The sequence below is a fragment of the Streptosporangium sp. CA-135522 genome, assembly GCF_050949235.1.
Classification (GTDB): Bacteria; Actinomycetota; Actinomycetes; order Streptosporangiales; family Streptosporangiaceae; genus Streptosporangium.
This window is the reverse complement of the sequence record NZ_CP192026.1, coordinates 3,154,478-3,173,751: the sequence shown is the minus strand read 5'-3', so window position 1 is coordinate 3,173,751 and position 19,274 is coordinate 3,154,478. Positions and strand designations below refer to the sequence as shown.

Here is a 19,274-nt window from a genome sequence, read left to right as displayed (position 1 = left end):
AAAGGCTATCGATTCACCGCCGAAGCACCAAGCCCCGCGACCCCGGCGCGGGGCCGGTAGCGTACGGGTTCCTGGGGCAGGGGGAAGCTCGATGCCGAGCGGACGAGGAGCGGTGTGCTGAGACGGTCGATCATCACGGTGGCGGGGGCGCTGGCTATGGTTCTCGGCGGCCATCGGCTTCTGCCGGAGCTGGGCGGGTTCACGACCATTCTGGAGAGCATGCTTCCCTGGCTCGGCCTCGCCGTGCCGGTGCTGCTGGCCGGCGCGCTGTTCACCCGCTCGTGGCAGGTGATCGTCACGGCGCTGCTCCCGGCGGTCGTGTGGGGGGTCATGTTCGGCCCCGCGCTGCTGCGCACCCCGCCGGGCGGGCCGAGCGACCTGTCGGTCGCCACCCTCAACGTGGGCGCGACCAACGCCGCCTCGGCGCAGGCCGTACGGACCGTCGCCAAGGGCAGGGACCTGGTCGCCCTGCAGGAGCTGACCGGCGGCGGCCCGGCGGCGAAGGAGCTCAGCGACCGCTTCCCGCACCACTACCAGATCAGCACGGTCGGGCTGTGGAGCAGGTTCCCCATCGTCGACGCCCGCAAGGCCGACATCGGCCTGGACTGGGTGCGGGCGCTGCGGGCCGTGGTCCGTACGCCCAAGGGCGAGCTGACCGTCTACGTCATGCACCTGGCCTCGGCCCGTCCCGGCGAGACGGCCCAGCGTGACGAGACCCTCGCCCACGCCCGGAAGATCATCGACAGGGACGACAGCGCGCACCTGCTCCTGCTCGGCGACCTCAACACCGCCACCACCGACCGCAAGCGCTCCGGCCTGGTGCCCCCGTTGTCGGACGCCCAGCAGGAGGCCGGCGCCGGATTCGGCTTCACCTGGCCGTCGTCCTTCCCGATCACCCGTCCCGACCACATCCTCTACCGCGGTCTCAGCGCCACCAGCGCCGGCGTCGAGCGAGCCGCCGGCAGCGACCACCGGGCCGCCGTCGCCTCGCTGCGCCTGGCGAAGCGCGCGTCGTCCTCCTGAAGACCTCGGCGTGCCGGCCGGAGCGTCATCGGGCGCGCAGCTCCGACAGGTCCGCCGGGGTGTCGATGTCGGCGGGGTCGCCGACATCGTCGCAGGCCACCCTGACGACCAGCTCGGGGTGGGCCCGCAGGAACGGCCGGGCCCCGACGTCGCCGACCGCGAGCGCGGCTACCTCCGCGAAGTGCTCTCTGGCGATCAGCACCGGATTCCTCGGCGCCCCGCCGTAGGTGGCGACGGCGACCGAGGCGCCCTCCCGCGCGGCCCGGATCAGCCGCCGCACCGCCTGCGGGCCGATGAACGGCTGGTCGACCAGGGCGATCACCACGCGCGCCGCGTCCGAGGGAAGCGCGTCCAGGCCGACGCGCAGCGAGGAGCCCATCCCGGACCGCCAGCGCGGATTGCCCACGGTCACCGCGCCGCGCACCTGCGCGGCGGCGGCCCCGAGCACGACGACCACGGGATGGCAGCCGCCGTCGCGAAGCAGCCGGACCCCGCGGTCCACCAGCCGCTCTCCCCGCAATTCCACCAGTGCCTTCGGCGTGCCGAGCCGCGAGCCCGATCCGGCCGCCAGCAGCAGCCCCGCGCTCGCCTCCCGAGCGGGCGCCTCTCCCCGCCCGCTCACGCCGGCGCCGCCTCTCCGTGGATCCGGCCGGAGCCGTCGGTCAGAGGCCGGCCCGAACCGCCCCAGCGCAGCTGGATCAGCTCGGCGGCGATGGAGACCGCGGTCTCCTCCGGGGTTCGCGCGCCCAGGTCCAGTCCGATCGGCGAGCGAAGCCGCTTCAGCTCCGCCTCCTCCAGGCCCGCCTCGCGCAGCCGCGCCAGCCGATCCTGGTGGGTACGGCGCGAGCCCATCGCGCCGACGTAACCCGCCGGGGTGCGCAGGGCCACCTCCAGCAGCGGGACGTCGAAGCGGGGGTCGTGGGTGAGCACGCAGATCGCGGTCCGCTCGTCCACGGTGATCGAGGTCAGGTAGTCGTGCGGCCATTTGACGATCACCTCGTCGGCCTCCGGGAAGCGTCTGGCCGTGGCGAAGACCGGACGGGCGTCGCAGACCACCACGTGGTAGCCGAGGAACTTCCCGACCCTCGCCACCGCGGCGGCGAAGTCGATCGCGCCGAAGACGAGCATCCGGGGCGGCGGGGCGAAGGAGTGCACGAAGATCGAGAGCTCGTCGAGCCGTCGCTCCCCGCGTGCGCCGTACCGCCGGATTCCGGTGAGCCCCTGCGCGAGCATGCCGCGCGCGTCGTCGTCGACCGCCTCGTCCAGCCGGGCGGGGCCCAGCGAGCCCGAGGATCGGTCGGGCCAGATCACCCTGCGGGCGCCGACGGCGCCCGGACCGGACAGCACGGTCGCCACCGCCACCGGCTCGCGCTCCCGCACCGACCCGGCGACCGCCCCCAGCTCGGGAAACGTCTCGCGCGACACCGGCTCGACGAACACGTCCAGGATGCCGCCGCAGGTGAGGCCGACCGAGAAGGCATCGTCGTCGCTCACGCCGTACCGCTGCAGGAGCGGTGTGCCGGAGGCGACCACCTCCTGGGCCAGCTCGTAGACGGCTCCCTCGACGCAGCCGCCCGAGACGCTGCCCTCGGCCTCCGCGCCGAGCACGGCCATCGACGCGCCCGGCGGGCGAGGCGCGCTGCGGAAGGTCTCCACCACGGTGGCCAGGCCGAACGTCTGCCCGCTCTCCCACCACCGCATGATCTGCGACAGCACCTCACGCATGGGCCCCTCCCAGCAGTCCGGCCAGCTCCTCGAACGCGGCGAGGCTGTGCCCGGCCACGAAGTCGTCGATGTACGGCAGGGCGGCGCGCATCCCCGCGGTGAGCGGCTGGTAGCCCTCCTGCCCCTTGTGGGGGTTCGCCCAGATCACCCGGTGCGCCATTCGCGACAGCCGGGCCATCTGCGCGCCGAGCAGCGAGACGTCGCCCCGCTCCCACCCGTCGGAGGCGATCACCACCACCGCGCCTCTGGCGTCGTTCAGCGAGAGGAACCTCCTGAGCTCCTCGCCCAGCCGGGTGCCGCCGCTCCAGTCGGGGACGGCCCGCGAGACGGCGTCCATCGCGGCGGCCGGGTCGCGGTGGCGCAGTTCGGCGGTGATCCGGGTGAGGCGGGTGCCGGCGCTGAACACCTCGGTGGCCCGGGGCTCGCACCTGACCAGCGCGTGGGCCAGGCGCAGCAGCGTGTCGGCGTAGGGGGTCATGGAGCCGCTGACGTCCACCACCAGCACGACCCTGCGGGCTCTGGTGCGGTGGTCGCGGTAGCGGAGCCGGGCGGTCTCCCCGCCGCGCCGCAGGGTTTCGCGGATCGTCGCCCTGCTGTCCAGTCGTCCCCGGTGCGACGGCCGCAACCGCCGCGACCTGCGCTGCTCACGCCGTGCCCGGAACAGGGCGAGCAACCGGTGCACCTCCGCCAGCTCCACCCCGGTCATCTTGGCGACGTCCCGGTTGCGCAGCACCTCCGCCGCGCTCGCCCCGGCCGCCTGGGCGGGGCCGTCGTCGGCGCCGCCGGGCGCGCCGGACGTGGTGGCGGTGTGCCGGATCACGCTGACCACGGCCGGCTTCGGACGGCCCGCGCGCAGTCCGCCGAAGTAGGCGTCGAAGACCCGGTCGTAGCGGGGCAGGTCGTCGGCCGAGGCGCACAGGGTGAGCCGGCCGGCCCAGTAGACGTCGCGCGGCTCGGTCGCGTCCAGGTGGGACAGCGCGCGCAGCAGGCCCTGGGTCCTCTCGTGGTCGGCGGGGACGCCCGCGGCGCGCAGCGTCCTGGCGAAACCGGTCATGACGGCGACCAGGTCGCGCCCCTCAGCCGCGGAGGTCACCGAGGATTCCGTTCCCGAGCACGGCCTGGTGGTCCTCTCGGTGCTTGAGCAGGGCGCCCAGCGTGGCCGCGGCCAGGTCGGGGTCCAGCTCACGCGCGCCGAGGGTCAGCAGGGCCTCGGTCCAGTCGATGGTCTCGGCGATCCCGGGCGGCTTGACCAGCCCGGCCTCGCGCAGCCGGCCGGCCGCCCCGGCGACCTGCTCGGCGAGGGTCGCCGAGCAGGCGGGCAGGCGCCGCAGCAGGATCGCCACCTCCCGGTCGAAGGAGGGATGCTCCAGCCAGTGGTAGAGGCAGCGCCGTTTCAGCGCGTCGTGCACCTCACGGGTGCGGTTGGAGGTCAGCACGACCACCGGCGGCGTCTCGGCGCGGATCGTGCCGAGCTCCGGGACGGAGATCGCGAAATCCGAGAGCACCTCGAGCAGGATCGCCTCGAACTCCACGTCGGCCCGGTCGATCTCGTCGATGAGCAGCACGCTGGGCTGGGTCTCGATCGCCTTGAGTAGTGGCCGGGCGATCAGGAACCGCCGGTCGTAGACCTCCCCCTCCAGGCGGGCCGCGTCGGTGACCCCACCGGCCTCGGCAGCCTTCAGGTGCAGCAACTGGCGGGCGAAGTCCCAGTCGTAGAGCACCTGGGGGCCGTCCAGCCCCTCGTAGCACTGCAGCCGGATCAGCGGCGCCCCCAGCACCGTGGCCAGCGTCCTGGCCAGCTCGGTCTTGCCGACCCCCGCCTCGCCCTCCAGCAGCAGCGGACGGCCCATCCGCAACGCCAGGAACGCCGCGGTGGCCAGCCCTACGCCGGCGAGATAGGCCTCCCGGTCGAGCAGTTCGGTCAGCTGCCCGGGCGACTCCACGTCCGACGCCTTGATTGTCCGCCTCAGCACCACCTCAGGCTACGCCCGGATGTTCGGCACAGGCGTATTCTCACCCCCTGTGAAGAACCTGGTCCGGCGGATCAACACGCCATCGAGAGTCGTCGTGGCCGCGTTCCTGACGGTGGTCCTGGGCGGCTCGGCGTTGCTGTCGCTGCCGATCGCGGTCGAGGCGGGCCGGCCGGCGTCGTGGACCTCGGCGCTGTTCACCGCGACCTCGGCGGTGTGCGTCACCGGGCTCGCCGTACAGGACACGGCGACGCACTGGACGTTCTTCGGCGAGATGGTGATCCTGGTGTTGATGCAGATCGGCGGCTTCGGGATCATGTCGCTCGCCTCGATCCTCGCGATGCTGGTCTCCGGCAGACTCGGCCTGCGGGCCCGGCTCAACACCCAGGCCGAGACCCGGACCCTCGGCCCGGGCGACGTGCGCACGGTGATCGCGGGTGTCGCCAAGGTCACGCTGGCGGTGGAGGCGCTGACCGCCGCGGTGCTCACCGCCCGCTTCCTCACCGGGTACGGCGAGCCGTTCGGCCGCGCCGTCTACCACGGGGTCTTCCACGCGGTCTCGGCGTTCACCAACGCCGGGTTCGCGCTCTGGCCGGACAGCATGACGCGGTTCGTCGCCGACCCGTGGGTCTGCCTCCCCCTCGCGCTGGCGGTGATCGCCGGGGGCCTCGGTTTCCCCGTCTACGCCGTGCTCCGGCGGCATCCGCGCCGACCGGCACGCTGGTCGCTGCACGTCAAGATGACCCTGGGGATGACCGCCCTCCTGCTGTTCGGCGGGACCGCGGCCGTCACCGCCACCGAGTGGAACAACCCCGCGACGCTGGGCTCGCTCTCCCCCGGCCTGCGCCTCCTGGCCGGGTTCTTCCACAGCGCCATGACCCGCAGCGGCGGACTGAACTCCGTCGACGTCTCCCAGATGCACGAGAACACCTGGCTGATCAGCGACGTGCTGATGTTCGTCGGCGCGGGCAGCGCGAGCACCGGCGGCGGCATCAAGGTGACGACGTTCGCGCTGCTCGGCTACGTCATCCTGGCCGAGCTGCGCGGCGAGCCGGACGTCACGGCCGGGCGCCGCCGCGTCCCCGAGCAGCTCCAACGGCAGGCGCTGACCATCGCCCTGCTCAGCGTGGCCTCGGTCGCCGCCGGCACCTTCCTGCTGATGATGCTCACGCCGTTCAAGCTCGACCGCGTACTGTTCGAAGTGGTCTCGGCGTTCGGTACGGTCGGCCTGTCCACGGGGATCACCCCCGATGTCGGCATCGGCGGGCATCTGGTCCTTACGATCCTGATGTTCGTCGGCCGGCTCGGCCCGGTGACCCTCGGCGCCGCGCTGGCGCTGCACGTCCAGACCCGTCGGTTCCGCTATCCGGAGGAGCGTCCCCTCGTTGGTTGACAGAAAGAACCGCGGTGACGCGGTCGTGGTGATCGGTCTCGGCCGGTTCGGCGGCGCGCTGGCGGCCGAGCTGGTGGGACGTGACATCGAGGTGCTGGGCATCGACAGCGACGCCAAGAACGTCCAGGAGTTCTCCGGACGGCTCACCCACGTGGTCTGCGCCGACTCCACCGACCCCGACGCGCTCACGCAGCTGGGGATCGCCGAGTTCGGCCGGGCCGTCGTCGGCATCGGCACCGACCTCGAGGCGAGCATCCTGACCACCTCGATCCTGGCCGACCTCGGCGTGCCCGACATCTGGGCCAAGTCGATCAGCCTCCAGCACGGCCGGATCCTGGAGCGGGTCGGCGCCCATCACGTGGTGCAGCCCGAGCACGACATGGGCGAGCGGGTGGCGCACCTGGTCACCGGCCGGATGCTCGACTACGTGGAGATCGACGAGAACTACGCGGTGGTCAAGACCAAGGCGCCCCGGTGGGCGGACGGCAGGACGCTGGGCGAGCTGGGCATCCGCAAGAAGTACGGGGTGACCGTGATCGGGATCAAGAAGCCCGGCGGCAGGTTCACCTACGCCACCTCGGGCACGGTCATCAGCGGCGACGACACCCTGCTCGTCGCGGGTGAGACCGACCAGGCCGAACGGTTCGCCGAGGAGACCTGACATCCGGCGGGCGGGCCGCTCCGGACCACCCGGTTCGCGATGCTCGCCGTACGGCCGGCCCGGCCCGCGGCGGCTCCCGGAGGGGCCGTTCAGTCCGCGCCGGTCGAATGGGTCGTCACGGCGGGCGCCCCGGCGGGGCAGGTGACGCGGATCGTCGTCCTCTCGCCGGGGGCGGTGAACTCGACCGAGACGACGGGCGAGGGTCCGCGCTCGACCCTGTCGACGCCGTATCCCTGGGCCGGGCTCCAGGACAGCAGGATGGCCTGGTTCGTCTCGCAGGCGGTGACGACGGACCCCTGGCCGTAGGAGAACTCCCTGGCCGTGGCCTGCGGGGCGGGTGCGGCGGGAGCGGCGGGCAGGACGAAGGTGGGACTGCCGGCCGCACCGGCCAGGGTGCGCTCGACCTCGCTCAGCGTCATGGGGTGGACGACCTGGCCGGTGAGGTGCACGCCGATCAGGGACACCGCCCAGGTGCTGGCGACCGTGGTGAGAGCGGCCGCGGCGAGCCACCCTCCCAGACCGAGCAGGGTGTGCCTGTTCACCAGACAAACGTCTCACCGGCCCTGCCAACGACCCGCCAAGCGGTCCTCACGTCCCGGCCAACTCGGCTGGTCGATCGGAGAAAGGTTTAGCGTGTTGCTGTGGCACAGCTGCTGCTCGTCGAGGACGACGCCCAGGTCCGGTCCGCGCTGACCCGCGCGCTCACCGAACGTGGGCATGCCGTCACCTCGGCCGGCGCGGGCATGTCAGGGCTAACGCAGGCGATGGAGACCCGGCCCGACCTCGTCCTGCTCGATCTGGGCCTGCCCGACCTCGACGGCTGTGAGGTGCTGCGCATGCTCCGCGCCGTAAGCGCCGTCCCGGTCATCGTGACGACCGCGCGCGACGACGAAGCGGAGATCGTCCGGGCGTTGAACGCCGGCGCCGACGACTACGTCGTCAAACCGTTCAGCTCGGCCCACCTGGACGCCCGGATTCGCGCCGTGCTGCGCCGCGGCCGGGAGACCGACGAGGAGAAGGGACCCGTGGTGGTCGGGGGGCTCCACATCCAGCGGGCGGCGCGCGAGGCGACCCTCGACGGGATCTCCCTGGGCCTCACCCCCCGGGAGTTCGAGCTGCTGCACTACCTCGCCGTCCGGGCCGGTCAGGTCGTCACCAAGCGCGAGCTGCTCACGGAGGTTTGGCGGATGGCCTACGGGGGCGCCGACAAGACCGTCGACGTGCATCTGTCCTGGCTGCGCCGCAAGCTCGGGGAGAGCGCCCAGCGGCCTCGTTACCTGCAGACCGTGCACGGGGTCGGCGTCAAGCTCGTCGATCCGGGTTCCTGAGAGCGCGCCGATGAGAAGGCGTCTGGCCCTGCTCGCCGTGGCGACCACCTCGCTGGTCCTGGTGGCGTTCCTCGTGCCGCTGGCGATGCTGGTGAGCACGGTGGCCGCCGAGCGGGCCACGGCCGGCGCCACCGCCGCGGCGCAGTCGCTGGCCGCCGTGGTCGCCCTCGGTGACCGCGAGAGCCTGGGCGCCACGCTGCGGCAGGTCAACGCGGCCACCGAGACCCCGATCACGGTCTTCCTGCCGGACCGCACCTCCCTCGGCGCCCCGGCCGCCTGGGATCCCGCCGTGGAGCTGGCCTCGCGCGGGCGCAGCATCACCATGGAGACCCCGAACGGCCGGGAGATCCTCGTGGCCGTCCAGGGCCGGACCGGCGGCACCTCCGTCATCCGCACCTTCGTGAGCACCGGGCGGCTACGGCAGGGGGTCGGGAAGGCCTGGCTGGTGCTCGGCCTGATCGGGCTGGCGTTGCTGATGGTCGGCATCGTCGTCGCCGACAGGCTCGCCCGCTCCCTGATCCAGCCGGTCAGGCAGGTCGCCGGCGTCTCCCGCCGGCTGGCCCGCGGCGAACTGGAGGCGAGGGTGGATCCGGCGGGGCCCCCGGAGATCCGCGACGTCGGCGCCGCCCTCAACCATCTGGCCACGCGCATCCGCGAGCTGCTCGCCCGCGAGCGCGAGGCTGTCGCCGACCTGTCGCATCAGCTGCGCACCCCCGTCACCGCGCTGCGGCTGGAAGCCGAGACCCTGCGCGACAGGGACGAGGCCACGCGGGTGGGAGAGGCCGTCGACACTCTTGAGCGCATGGTCACCGAGGTGATAAGGGAGGCTCGCCGGTTCGGCCACACCGGCGTGGCGCGCTGCGACGCCACCGAGGTGATCACCGAACGGGTCACCTTCTGGTCGGCGCTCGCCGAGGATCAGGACCGGCCGGTACGGCTGCGGCTTCCCGGTGGCCCGCTCCCCGTCCGGGTCGGCGCCCAGGATCTGGCGGCCTGCGCCGACCTGCTGCTGGAGAACGTGTTCGCCAACACTCCCGACGGCACGCCCTTCACCGTCGAGCTGGTGCCGCGGCCGGGAGGCGGCGCCCTCCTGACGATCACCGACGAGGGCCCCGGGTTCTCGCATCCGGTGCCGGTCGACCGCGGGACGAGCGGCAGGTCGTCCACCGGCCTGGGCCTCGACATCGCCCGCCGTACGGCGGAGGGCTCCGGCGGCCGGCTGAGGACCGGGCCGTCACCGTCCGGCGGAGCAGAGATCGTCCTTGAGCTCGGTCCGGCCCTGTCTTAACGATTCGTTAGGAACGTCGCAGTGTTTCGCTATCCGCCGCGCTGGCACCCTTGAGAGGTCATCGTGGAATCTCCGGACATCCCGATCGGCCGGGGGACGCCGAAAGCCGTGGGAAGGCACCGGCAGGCAAGATCCCGTCGGCCCGAGATCGAGTCGGCCGATGACGATGACGCGGCCGCCTCGCGGAAACTCTCCGCGCCGGCGAACGGGGCCCGGAAAGGGGCCCGTCGGCGCGAAGAGGTGGCAGCCGAAACGCCGACGGTCAGCGGTCAGCGGTCAGGAGGAAGAACGACCACGGTGACGAGAACGGAACCTGTCGATCATTCGAGATCATGTCGCATGGGGCCGTGCCCTCCGCTCCTTCCGGGCGGGGGGCATCGGTCGTGCCGGCGCCCCGGCGTCGTGGCGGTCCGGCGGGGCTAGCGGGTCTCCTCCGCCTCGCCGCGCTCCCGGATGAGCGCGGACAACTCGCGCACCTGCCGCACGGTCCGGTCCTTCTCCGACCCCTGCAGCCCCACGGCCCCGATGGTCGCCCCGTCCGCGAAGTCGATCTTCGCCCAGGGCTCGCTCTGGGCCAGGGTGACCCCCAGCACCTCCGGCCATTCGTAGCGGTGCACCCGCAGCGGGTTGACCACCGTGATGCCGCGCTCGTCCGCCTCCACCCGGCAGCGCCCCAGCAGATGCAGCACTCCGGCGATCATGACCCCCAGCACGACCATGGCGATCTTGTCTGCCAGGGTGAACGGCGCCGGCAGGTAGATCGCCAGCGACAGCGCGCCCAGCATGATCAGCGCAGCGAAGCCGTACGCCACGATCCGGCCCTTCTTCGGCCGCCACACAACGGGCAGCTCGGGCGGAGAGACGCTCTCGGGGCTCACTGGAAGATCACGATCCTTCGGGAAAACCACCGGTCATAACGGCGTGACCGCTGACACACTGCCAATGAAATTTACCGCACCGCCCCACCGGCCCCCGACTCCGCAGGAGGGGCTGGGGGACCTCCCGCCCATGCCCGCCACAGGCGTAACACCGCACCGGTGGGGGCCGCCGGTCGGCCCCCACCGGCCGGCCCCATCGACCGGCCCCATCGGCCGGCGCGGTCCCGGCCGGAGCCCGCCGGCTAGGGCCGCAGGTCTCTCAGCAGCAGGGCGGTCTCCAGGGCCGCCACCGTGGCCTCGTAGCCCTTGTCCTCGTGGCTGCCCGGCAACCCGGAGCGGTCGACGGCCTGGTCGAGCGAGTCGCAGGTCAGCACGCCGTTGCCGACCGGTGTCTCCTCGTCGAGGGAGATCCGGGTCAGACCCGAGGTCACCGAGTCGCAGACATAGTCGAAGTGGGCGGTCTCCCCACGGATCACGGCTCCCAGGGCGACGACCGCGTCACATCGCCTGGCCAGGGCCTGGGCCACGACCGGGATCTCCAGGGTCCCGGCCACGCGCACCACGGTCGCGGTGGCGCCGCTGTCCTGGCTGGCCTGTACGGCGCGGGCCACCAGCTGATCGGTGATCTTCTCGTGCCAGCGGGCGGCCACGATTCCGACCGCCAGCCCCGCGGCCTCGACGGCCGAGGCCGCCGGTCGTCCGGTGCCGCTCACGCGAACACCTCCTGCAGCGGCTCCGCGTGCGCCTTCGCGGGCGCACCGGGCCCACTGCCCCGCTCGATCATGCCCTTTCCTCCTGGATGTCGTGGCCGAGGCGCTCGCGCTTGGCCGTCAGATAGCTCTTGTTGTAGGGGTTCATCGCCACCGGCATCGGCTCGCGGCCGAGCACCTTGACACCGTAGCCGTCCATGCCCCGCAGCTTGGCCGGGTTGTTGGTCAGCAGCCGGACCGACTTGATGCCGAGGTCGGCGAGGATCTGCGCGGCGTTGGAGAACTCCCGGGCGTCCACCGGCAGCCCGAGCTCCAGATTCGCGTCCACGGTGTCCCGGCCGTCGTCCTGCAGGCTGTACGCCTTGAGCTTGGCCATCAGGCCGATCCCACGCCCCTCGTGACCGCGCAGGTAGACGACCACTCCCCGGCCCTCGGCGGCGATCTCCGCCATCGCGTGGTCGAGCTGCACCCCGCAGTCGCATCGCAACGACCCGAGCACGTCACCGGTCAGGCATTCGGAGTGCGCCCGGACCAGGATGTTCTCCCCGTCCTCGATGTCGCCGTAGACCAGGGCCACGTGCTCGCCGCCGTCCAGCGCGCTGGCGTAGCCGTAGGCACGCCACATCCCGTACCTGTTCGGCAGGCGCGTCTCGGCGACCCGGGTCACCATCCGCTCGCTGCGCCGCCGGAACTCCACCAGCTGCTCGATCGAGACCAGCGCCAGGTCGTGCTCGTCGCAGAACTCTCGCAGCTGCGGAAGCCTCTTCATGGTCCCGTCGTCGTTGACGACCTCGGCGAGCGCGCCGGCCGGCCTCAGCCCGGCGAGCCTGGCCAGGTCCACGGCCGCCTCGGTGTGACCGCGCCGGACCAGCACACCGCCCTCGCGATAGCGCAGCGGGAAGACGTGACCGGGCCGTACCAGCTCGAACGGCTCGGTGGCCGAGTCGCACAGGGTGCGGATGGTCTTGGCCCGGTCCGACGCCGAGATGCCGGTGCTCACCCCGTCGCGGGCGTCCACGCTGACGGTGTAGGCGGTGCGAAGCCGTTCCTTGTTGTCCTGCACCATCAACGGCAGGCCGAGCCGGTCGAGGTCCTCGCCACGCATCGACACGCAGATCACGCCGCTGGTGTGCCGGATGGTGAAGGCCAGCAGCTCCGGCGTGGCCTTCGCCGCGGCGAAAATGATGTCGCCCTCGTTCTCACGGTTCTCGTCATCGACGACCACGACGGGCTTGCCGTCACGGATATCGGCGATCGCCCTCTCGATCGGGTCCAGCTTGATCACATCGCCTCCTTGGGAACGAGCACGGTCCTCGACCGGTACTCCTTTAGCCAGTTGAAGAATCCGACCAGGACGAGCACGAAGAACACCCCGTACACCGCCCCGGAGACGACCAGTCCCGAACTGAAGGCCAGCGGCACGCCGACCAGGTCCACCGCGATCCAGATCAGCCAGAAGTCGACCAGCGCCCGGCCCTGGGCCCAGGTGGCGACCGCGCTGCCGACGAAGATGTAGGCGTCGGCCAGGACCAGGAAGTAACCCTTGGGCGGCGGGACGAGCGCGCCCCAGGAGAGCTTGGTGACGAAGAAGAGCACGGCGACCGCCGCGGTGCCCGCGAGCATGATCCCGACCAGCGCGAGCCGTTCGGGGCTCGTCGCGGGGCGCACGGGCAGTTCCCGGCCGTCCTGCATGCCGCGCTGCCAGCGCCACCAGCCGTAGACGGCCAGGGCGCCGAACATGACCTGCTTGAGCGCGTTGCCCGTGATGTGCGCGTTGGCATAGGTGATGAACAGCAGCACCGAACCGACGAGCTGCACCGGCCAGGTCCAGACCGATTTGCGGATGGCCAGCAGCACGGTGGACAGGGCGGCCACGTTTCCGACCAGGTCGGTCCACAGGACCTTGGTCCCGAAAACCTCGAATCCCGCTTCAGCCCAGTTCACGAGGCGCTCCGAGACCGTAGGCGCCCACGAGCTTCTCCACGTGCTTGGCGATGATGTCGACTTCGAGGTTCACCGGGTCGCCGGGCTGCTTGGCGCCGAGGGTGGTGAGCTGCAGGGTGGTCGGGATCAGGCTGACGGCGAACCCTTCGCCCTCCACGCTGACCACGGTCAGGCTGATGCCGTCCACCGCGATCGAGCCCTTCTCCACCACGTAGCGGTTCAGCTCGGCCGGCAGCGAGATCCTGACGACCTCCCAGTGCTCGTCGGGCTCGCGCGTCAGCAGCACACCGGTCCCGTCCACGTGGCCCTGCACGATGTGGCCGCCCAGCCGCTGGTCGGCGCGGACCGCGCGCTCCAGGTTGACCCGGGAGCCGGGCCGCAGCGCCCCCAGGCAGCTTCGGTCCAGGGTCTCCTTCATCACATCGGCGGTGAACACCTCCCCGTCCACCTCCACCACGGTCAGGCAGACGCCGTTGACGGCGATCGAGTCGCCGTGACCGGCGTCGGCGGTGACGACCTTGCCCCGGATCGACATCCGGGCGGCGTCCCTCAACGGCTCGATCGCAGCGATCTCGCCTAGTTCCTCAACGATTCCGGTGAACATTCACAGCTCCTTCAGGGGTACCGGCCGGGCGGTCAGACGCAGGTCCGGACCGGTGGGGGTGACATCCTCGAACTCCAGGCGGTGGGTCTCGGCGATCGTGGCGACGCCCGCCGGACCGAGCGCGGCGGCTCCCGCCCCCAGCAATGCCGGGGCGAGGTAGCCGACGACCCGGTCGATCAGACCCTCCTTCAGGAAGGAACCCGCGAGGGTCGGCCCGCCTTCCAGCAACACGCTGACGATCTGGCGGCGGTGCAGCTCGGCCAGCAGTCCCGCCAGGTCGATCCCGTACGGCCGCCGCCGTGCCAGCCGTACCACCTCGGCCGCGTCCGCCAGCGGTTGCGCCGCGGCGTCGTCGGCGACCGCCACCAGCGTCGGCGCCCGGCTGTCCAGGACGCGGGCGGTGAGGGGGGTGCGGGCGTCGCTGTCGACGACCACGCGCAGTGGCGGCCTGGCCGCCGCGACGCCGTCCCCGTGCGGGCGGGCGCCGCCGGGGGAGAGGCCGGGACCCCCGGCGGCGGGGGTTTCGTCCCCCGGCGGGCGACGGGCGGTGAGGCGGGGGTCGTCGGCGAGGACCGTGCCGATGCCGGCGACGATCGCGTCGGCCTCGGCACGCAGGCGGTGCACGTCCGCGCGGGACTCGGGCGAGGTGATCCACTGACTGGTGCCGTCGGCGGCGGCCGAGCGGCCGTCCAGCGTCGCGGCGTACTTCCAGGTGACGTGCGGCCGGCCGAGCCGGACGGAGGTCAGCCACTCGGTGTTGCCGCGCTCGGCCTCTTCGGCGAGCACGCCGGTCTCGACCACGACACCGTGCCGCCTGAGCCGGTCGGCGCCGCCGGCCGCCATGGGGTTGGGGTCGTTCACCGCGACGACGACGCGGGCGATCCCGGCTTCCAGCAGTGCGAGCGCGCAGGGGCCGGTGCGACCGGTGTGGTCGCAGGGTTCGAGGGTGACGTACGCGGTGCCGCCCCTGGCTCGCTCTCCGGCGGCGCGCAGCGCGACCACCTCGGCGTGCGGACCGCCGGCGTAGGCGTGGAAGCCCTCCCCCGCGACCTGTCCGGAGGCGTCGAGGACGACGCATCCGACGATGGGGTTGGGGCTGGTGGTGCCGCGCCCGTGCGCGGCGAGCTCGATCGCCCTGCGCATGTGCGCCTGATCGGTCACCGGGGTCTCCTACTCGCCAGTAGCTTCAACTGCCACGGCGGGCCCCGGGGGATCACAGGTGTATACACCTCATCAGCGGAGGGTGCCCGAAGACACTCTCCGCTCGCGCGCTTCCTCCCATCCGGACTTTAACCGTCGGTCCTGGAATTTCACCAGGTCAACCGGTCGATGGCTTCGACCGGGTCGCGGACTGTAACCGCCGGTTCGGACTTTCACCGACCCCGGAGCACGCTGCTTGCTTGGTGGGTCCCTCACCCTTGCGGGCTCGTTTCCCATACATCAGTGTGCCATGCCCGACAACGGAAGGAACACCCCTGTATCGCACTAACCAAGCGAGCGCTTGTTTAAAAAGATGATCCACCGGCCGGGACGGCAAGCGGCGGCGGTTCCGGTGCAGGCTCCGGCGCGATTCCCGTGCGGTTCCGGTGTATTTCCGCCCGGGGCGCTCGATGCCGTTCGAGGCCGTGCGGGACTGTTCGGACCACCCGAAACCCTTGGCCGGGACCTCGCCACCCCCTTCAATCGAGGGGGAAGACCCGCACGACCCCTCCTCGCCGGCGTGGACCCGGCGCGCATGCGCACGCCGGCGAGGAGGGGCCGCACACGTCGGGCACCGGACGGGTCAGGCGGCCCGCTCGGCCGTCACGCGCCGCGCCCTACGGGCGTCCGGGGCGTACCTGACCGGAGCGGGCACCAGGCCGATGCCGGCATGCAGGCCCTTCAACGTGGCCGTCGCCCACAGGTCGCCGAGCGGCGTGGCGGGCAGGCCGTACAGCCTGCGGGCCCAGCGTGGCAGGGTCGCGAATGCCAGGACGGTGAGCATCGGGATGACCGGCTTGAGCGGCAGCAGGTAGGGCGGAAGCGGCGCACCGAGAGACTGGCTGAGAGATTGGCGAAGCGGATGTGGAACCTCTGGGACGAAGTAAAGCCCTGGGCGACAGCCCTGGATGTAGTCGCGCATCTCCCCGACCGAACCGGGGACGTCGTCCGGGCGCAGGCCGACGACCTCGGCGGCACGCCGCCACTCCGCGACGAACCGGTCGGCCTCCTCGTCGGTCAGGCGCACCCCGGCCCGCCGGGCGACCGACAGGTAGGAATCGACCTCACCGACGTGGACCCACAGCAGCGCGCCGGGATCGTCGAGACGGAACCGCTCTCCGGTGTCGGGATCGAGCGCGGTGAGGCGTGAGTGGATCTTCCTGACCCGGGCGCCGGCGTCGGCCACCTCGTCGGTCGTGCCGTAGGTGCGGACACGGACGAACTCGGTGGTGCGCAGGAAGCGCGACCATGCCTCGGACGGGTCCATGAGCGCGGAGTTCTGCGCCACCCCGCGCATCGCCCGAGGGTGCAGCCCCTGCATGAGCAGCGCCCGGAATCCCCCGACCAACAGGATCGGCTCCCCCATCACCCGCCAGGTCACCGAGCCGGGCCCGAACAGTCCGTGATCCACGGGCCACCTCCCTTGTAAGTGACTGATTACCCTATTCGTCCGCGATGACACGTATCACGACCATGACATCACCGGAACCGCTCGGGGGCGGAAGCGGGGGGCACGGGCTCACCGCGCCGACGGCGCTGCCGGCCGTACTCGCGGGTGCCTTTCGGACGCGGGACACCGACCGCGACTCCCCTTCCGCGGGGACCGTTCGGGGCCGGGCGTGGCGATCCCTGCCCGCGGAGGGGCGGGCAGGGCCTCGCGGGTCACAACCGACGGAGGATCAAGCCTTGGTCGCCAGGGCCCGCAGGTCGTCCACCGCGCGGGCCGGGTCATCGGCGCCGTAGACGGCGTTGCCGGCCACGAAGACGTCGGCCCCCGCCTCGGCGCAGCGCTCGATGGTCCGGTCCGAGACCCCGCCGTCCACCTGCAGCCAGATCTGGCCCCCATGCTTGTCGATCAGTGTGCGGGCCCGGCGGATCTTGGGCAGCACCACGTCGAGGAACTTCTGACCGCCGAACCCGGGCTCGACGGTCATCAGCAACAGCATGTCGATCTCGCCGAGCAGGTCTTCGTACGGCTCGATCTGGGTGGCCGGGTTCAGCGCCAGACCGGCGCGGGCCCCGGCGGCCCGGAGCTGGCGCAGGGTGCGGATCGGGGCCTTGGACGCCTCTGCGTGAATGGTCACGCTGCCCGCTCCGGCCTCGGCGTAGGCCGGGGCCCAGCGGTCCGGATCCTCGATCATGAGGTGGCAGTCGAGCGGCGTCGAGGTGGCTTTGAGCAGGGACTCGACGACCGGCAGACCGAGCGTTAGATTGGGCACGAAGTGGTTATCCATGACGTCCACGTGCAGCCAGTCGGCGTTGGGCACCGCCGCGGCCGCCTCGGCGAGGCGGGCGAAGTCGGCGGACAGGATGCTGGGTGAGATCTGTACGGCCATGATGCGGCGAGTCTATTGCGCCGCCTCCGGCCACCCGTCACCGGCGGACCGTTGCGTCGTGCGGACGCCCCGGCGGGTCACAGGTCGATCTGGACGCCGTACTCCTCGAGCCAGGCGTTGAGCTGCAGGAGCCTCTCCAGCGAGGACCGGGCCCCCGCGGGGCCGCCGGGATCCGCGGGCGCGTCGAGCACGGTCCGCACCTTCTCCGGGTCGATCAGCGGCGCGGCGGCGATGTCGCGGCGCTCCAGCAGGCGCGCCGCCTCCGCACGGACGGCCTGCCCGTAAGAGGGGTCCTGCGTCGAGGGATAGGGGCTCTTGCGGCGCTCCAGGACCGAACGCGGCAGGACGTCGGCCGAGGCGGCGCGCAACAGGCTCTTCTCCCGCCCGTCGAAGGTCTTCATCGACCAGGGCGCGTTGAAGACGTAGTCCACCAGCCGGTGGTCGCAGAACGGCACCCGGACCTCGAGTCCGACCGCCATGCTCATGCGGTCCTTGCGATCGAGGAGGATCTGCACGAACCGGGTGAGATGCAGATAGCTGATCTCCCGCATCCGCTTCTCCAGGCCGCTCTCACCCGGCAGCCGGGGCACCTCGGCCAGCGCCTGCCGGTAGCCCTCGGCGCGGTAGGCGGGCAGGTCGAGTTTGCGCAGCAGGGACTCGTCGAGGAGCGCCGTCAGGCCGCCGTACCGCTCGACCCCCGGCGCCGCCAGCCAGGGGAAGGTGTCGGCGCCGACCGTCTCGGGTTCGTGGAACCACCGGTAGCCGCCGAAGACCTCGTCGGCGGACTCTCCGGACAGCGCCACCGTGGAGTGGCCGCGGATGGCCTGGAACAGCAGATAGAGGGAGGCGTCCATGTCGCCGACGCCGGTCGGCAGGTCGCGCGCCCGCAGAACCGCGGCGCGCACGACCGGATCGATGAGATCGGCCGAGTCCAGGACGATGTCGGTGTGGTCGGGGGCGATGTGCCGCACGACGTCGTGGACGTAGGGGGCGTCGGGGGTGTCGCGCATCTCGTCGGGCTCGAAGTTCTCGCTGTATCCGGCGAAGTCGACGGCGAACGACCGGATTCTGCCCGCCCCGTGCTCCCGCAGAGCCTTCGCGGCGAGCGCCGTGATGGTGCTGGAGTCGAGACCGCCGGACAGCAGGCTGCACAACGGCACGTCGGCGATGAGCTGGCGATCGACGATGTCGTCCAGCAGCCCGCGCACCGTCCGGACGGTGGTGTCGAGGTCGTCGGCGTGCTCGCGCGATTCGAGCTCCCAGTAGCGGCGCCGGCGCAGACCCCGCCGGCCCACCCGGACGAGCTGGCCGGGACGCACCTCGTACATCCCGCGGTAGATGCCGTGCTCCGGCGTCTTGATGAGGGACAACAGCTCGCACAGTTCGTCGGCGCCGACGACGGCCCGCCCGGCGAGCGGGTTGGCGAGGATCGCCTTGGGCTCGGAACCGAACAGCACGCCCGCCGGGGTCGGGTGGTAATACAACGGCTTGACGCCCATCCGATCGCGGACGAGCAGCAGCTCCTCCCGGCGGACGTCCCAGATCGCGAAGGCGAACATGCCGTTCAGCCGGGTGGCGAGGTCCTCGCCCCATTCGAGGTAGGCCCGTAGTACGACCTCGGTGTCACTCTGGGTACGGAAGCGGTGGCCGCGCGCGTCCAGCTCGGCGCGCAGCTCGCGGAAGTTGTAGACCTCGCCGCTGTAGGTGAGGACGGCGAGCGGCCGCCCATGCTCCTCGGCGACCATCGGCTGACACCCACCCTCGATGTCGATGACGGCGAGCCGGCGATGCCCCAGCGCGGCGTGCCGGTCGAGCCACACGCCCTCGTCGTCCGGCCCCCGGCAGGCCATCGTGTCGGTCATGGCCTGCGCGGCGTCCCGTGACCGACCGAGATCGCGATCGAAGTCCACCCAGCCGGAAATTCCACACATCTCGACAACCCCACGTCCCGTCGGCGGTCGTTACCCGTGTCGAACGACCGACCGCACATCCCCATGCCCGGACGAGACGTGACAGTCGGCATCACCGTAAAACGCCGTTCACGCCATTGAAACCCGCGGCGAGCGCCGCGTCCATGTGGGTACGCCGAGTTCCGCCGTCACACGCGCCGGTCGGCGTGCGACCGGCCACCCGAACGCCGTTTTCGTACGGCGCGCCCAGCGGGTCACCTTCCGGTCACCCGCCCGAACACCACACCGATACGGCGCGCGGCGG

19 protein-coding genes and 1 riboswitch are annotated in these 19,274 nt (G+C 71.9%); of the genes, 5 read left to right on the top strand and 14 right to left on the bottom strand.

Annotated features, from left to right (window positions below; translation table 11 throughout):
• The first annotated feature begins 114 nt into the window (after positions 1–114).
• Positions 115–1,023, top strand: a complete 909-nt coding sequence (locus tag ACQPYK_RS15025; RefSeq protein WP_433255559.1) for an endonuclease/exonuclease/phosphatase family protein — start codon at positions 115–117, stop codon at positions 1,021–1,023.
• Between the two features lie 25 nt (positions 1,024–1,048).
• Here the strand turns inward: ACQPYK_RS15025 and ACQPYK_RS15020 are convergent, their stop codons facing one another.
• Genes ACQPYK_RS15020 through ACQPYK_RS15005 form a run of 4 tightly spaced genes read right to left on the bottom strand, consistent with a single transcriptional unit; the run spans position 1,049 to position 4,721 of the window.
• Entirely contained in the window at positions 1,049–1,645 is a 597-nt protein-coding gene (locus tag ACQPYK_RS15020; RefSeq protein ID WP_433255556.1) for a nucleotidyltransferase family protein, read from the bottom strand.
• Positions 1,642–2,748 (bottom strand): XdhC family protein, encoded by a 1,107-nt coding sequence (locus ACQPYK_RS15015; protein ID WP_433255554.1) that lies wholly within the window; start codon positions 2,746–2,748, stop codon positions 1,642–1,644. Before ACQPYK_RS15015 ends, ACQPYK_RS15020 begins: the two co-directional genes overlap by 4 nt.
• Positions 2,741–3,841, bottom strand: coding sequence for a vWA domain-containing protein (locus ACQPYK_RS15010; RefSeq protein WP_433255552.1), 1,101 nt, complete (start codon positions 3,839–3,841; stop codon positions 2,741–2,743). The genes ACQPYK_RS15015 and ACQPYK_RS15010 overlap by 8 nt, the downstream gene beginning before the upstream one ends.
• Positions 3,825–4,721 carry an AAA family ATPase gene (locus ACQPYK_RS15005; protein WP_433255550.1) on the bottom strand — a complete coding sequence of 299 codons (897 nt, stop codon included), beginning with the start codon at positions 4,719–4,721 and terminating at the stop codon, positions 3,825–3,827. The genes ACQPYK_RS15010 and ACQPYK_RS15005 overlap by 17 nt, the downstream gene beginning before the upstream one ends.
• 49 nt (positions 4,722–4,770) lie before the next feature.
• Here ACQPYK_RS15005 and ACQPYK_RS15000 point away from each other — a divergent pair, with 49 nt between their 5' ends.
• Entirely contained in the window at positions 4,771–6,111 is a 1,341-nt protein-coding gene (locus ACQPYK_RS15000) for a TrkH family potassium uptake protein (protein ID WP_433255547.1), read from the top strand.
• Entirely contained in the window at positions 6,104–6,772 is a 669-nt protein-coding gene (locus ACQPYK_RS14995) for a potassium channel family protein (protein ID WP_433255544.1), read from the top strand. Before ACQPYK_RS15000 ends, ACQPYK_RS14995 begins: the two co-directional genes overlap by 8 nt.
• An 89-nt stretch (positions 6,773–6,861) precedes the next feature.
• On the opposite strand, the gene ACQPYK_RS14990 is transcribed toward ACQPYK_RS14995, so the two are convergent.
• Complete coding sequence (locus ACQPYK_RS14990; protein WP_433255541.1) at positions 6,862–7,314, bottom strand: hypothetical protein; 453 nt, start codon at positions 7,312–7,314, stop codon at positions 6,862–6,864.
• A gap of 99 nt (positions 7,315–7,413) precedes the next feature.
• Between ACQPYK_RS14990 and ACQPYK_RS14985 the strand changes: the two genes are divergently transcribed.
• Both ACQPYK_RS14985 and ACQPYK_RS14980 read left to right on the top strand, forming a co-directional pair.
• Complete coding sequence (locus ACQPYK_RS14985; protein WP_433255538.1) at positions 7,414–8,100, top strand: response regulator transcription factor; 687 nt, start codon at positions 7,414–7,416, stop codon at positions 8,098–8,100.
• Positions 8,101–8,110: 10 nt separating this feature from the next.
• Positions 8,111–9,388: a HAMP domain-containing protein gene (locus tag ACQPYK_RS14980; protein WP_433255536.1), complete on the top strand. Its 1,278-nt coding sequence runs from the start codon at positions 8,111–8,113 to the stop codon at positions 9,386–9,388.
• Between the two features lie 419 nt (positions 9,389–9,807).
• Here the strand turns inward: ACQPYK_RS14980 and ACQPYK_RS14975 are convergent, their stop codons facing one another.
• The 9 genes from ACQPYK_RS14975 to asnB all read right to left on the bottom strand — a co-directional run bounded on the left by ACQPYK_RS14975 (position 9,808) and on the right by asnB (position 18,991).
• Positions 9,808–10,266, bottom strand: coding sequence for a PH domain-containing protein (locus ACQPYK_RS14975; protein ID WP_433255533.1), 459 nt, complete (start codon positions 10,264–10,266; stop codon positions 9,808–9,810).
• Positions 10,267–10,508: 242 nt separating this feature from the next.
• Positions 10,509–10,979, bottom strand: coding sequence for a 6,7-dimethyl-8-ribityllumazine synthase (ribH, locus tag ACQPYK_RS14970; protein WP_433255531.1), 471 nt, complete (start codon positions 10,977–10,979; stop codon positions 10,509–10,511).
• Between the two features lie 67 nt (positions 10,980–11,046).
• On the bottom strand, positions 11,047–12,261 hold the full coding sequence (locus ACQPYK_RS14965; protein ID WP_433255529.1) for a bifunctional 3,4-dihydroxy-2-butanone-4-phosphate synthase/GTP cyclohydrolase II: 1,215 nt from the start codon (positions 12,259–12,261) through the stop codon (positions 11,047–11,049).
• Positions 12,258–12,920, bottom strand: a complete 663-nt coding sequence (locus ACQPYK_RS14960; RefSeq protein ID WP_433255527.1) for a nicotinamide mononucleotide transporter family protein — start codon at positions 12,918–12,920, stop codon at positions 12,258–12,260. The genes ACQPYK_RS14965 and ACQPYK_RS14960 overlap by 4 nt, the downstream gene beginning before the upstream one ends.
• Positions 12,907–13,524, bottom strand: coding sequence for a riboflavin synthase (locus tag ACQPYK_RS14955; protein WP_433255525.1), 618 nt, complete (start codon positions 13,522–13,524; stop codon positions 12,907–12,909). Before ACQPYK_RS14955 ends, ACQPYK_RS14960 begins: the two co-directional genes overlap by 14 nt.
• A complete protein-coding gene (ribD, locus tag ACQPYK_RS14950; protein WP_433255522.1) occupies positions 13,525–14,685 on the bottom strand; it encodes a bifunctional diaminohydroxyphosphoribosylaminopyrimidine deaminase/5-amino-6-(5-phosphoribosylamino)uracil reductase RibD in 1,161 nt (386 codons plus the stop codon). It lies immediately after the preceding gene.
• Positions 14,686–14,788: 103 nt separating this feature from the next.
• A riboswitch (FMN riboswitch) is annotated at positions 14,789–14,919 on the bottom strand.
• A gap of 388 nt (positions 14,920–15,307) precedes the next feature.
• On the bottom strand, positions 15,308–16,135 hold the full coding sequence (locus ACQPYK_RS14945; protein WP_433255519.1) for an oxygenase MpaB family protein: 828 nt from the start codon (positions 16,133–16,135) through the stop codon (positions 15,308–15,310).
• Positions 16,136–16,403: 268 nt separating this feature from the next.
• Positions 16,404–17,060 carry a ribulose-phosphate 3-epimerase gene (rpe, locus tag ACQPYK_RS14940; RefSeq protein WP_433255516.1) on the bottom strand — a complete coding sequence of 219 codons (657 nt, stop codon included), beginning with the start codon at positions 17,058–17,060 and terminating at the stop codon, positions 16,404–16,406.
• 77 nt (positions 17,061–17,137) lie between these two features.
• Positions 17,138–18,991: an asparagine synthase (glutamine-hydrolyzing) gene (gene asnB / locus ACQPYK_RS14935; RefSeq protein WP_433255513.1), complete on the bottom strand. Its 1,854-nt coding sequence runs from the start codon at positions 18,989–18,991 to the stop codon at positions 17,138–17,140.
• Positions 18,992–19,274: the final 283 nt, after the last annotated feature.

Bases quoted from the DNA above. Each gene is read 5' to 3' on its own strand.
- ACQPYK_RS15015 (WP_433255554.1), bottom strand. From the start codon at position 2,748: ATGCGTGAGGTGCTGTCGCAGATCATGCGGTGGTGGGAGAGCGGGCAG.
- ACQPYK_RS14980 (WP_433255536.1), top strand. From the start codon at position 8,111: ATGAGAAGGCGTCTGGCCCTGCTCGCCGTGGCGACCACCTCGCTGGTC.
- ACQPYK_RS14955 (WP_433255525.1), bottom strand. From the start codon at position 13,524: ATGTTCACCGGAATCGTTGAGGAACTAGGCGAGATCGCTGCGATCGAG.
- rpe (WP_433255516.1), bottom strand. From the start codon at position 17,060: ATGGCCGTACAGATCTCACCCAGCATCCTGTCCGCCGACTTCGCCCGC.
- asnB (WP_433255513.1), bottom strand. From the start codon at position 18,991: ATGTGTGGAATTTCCGGCTGGGTGGACTTCGATCGCGATCTCGGTCGG.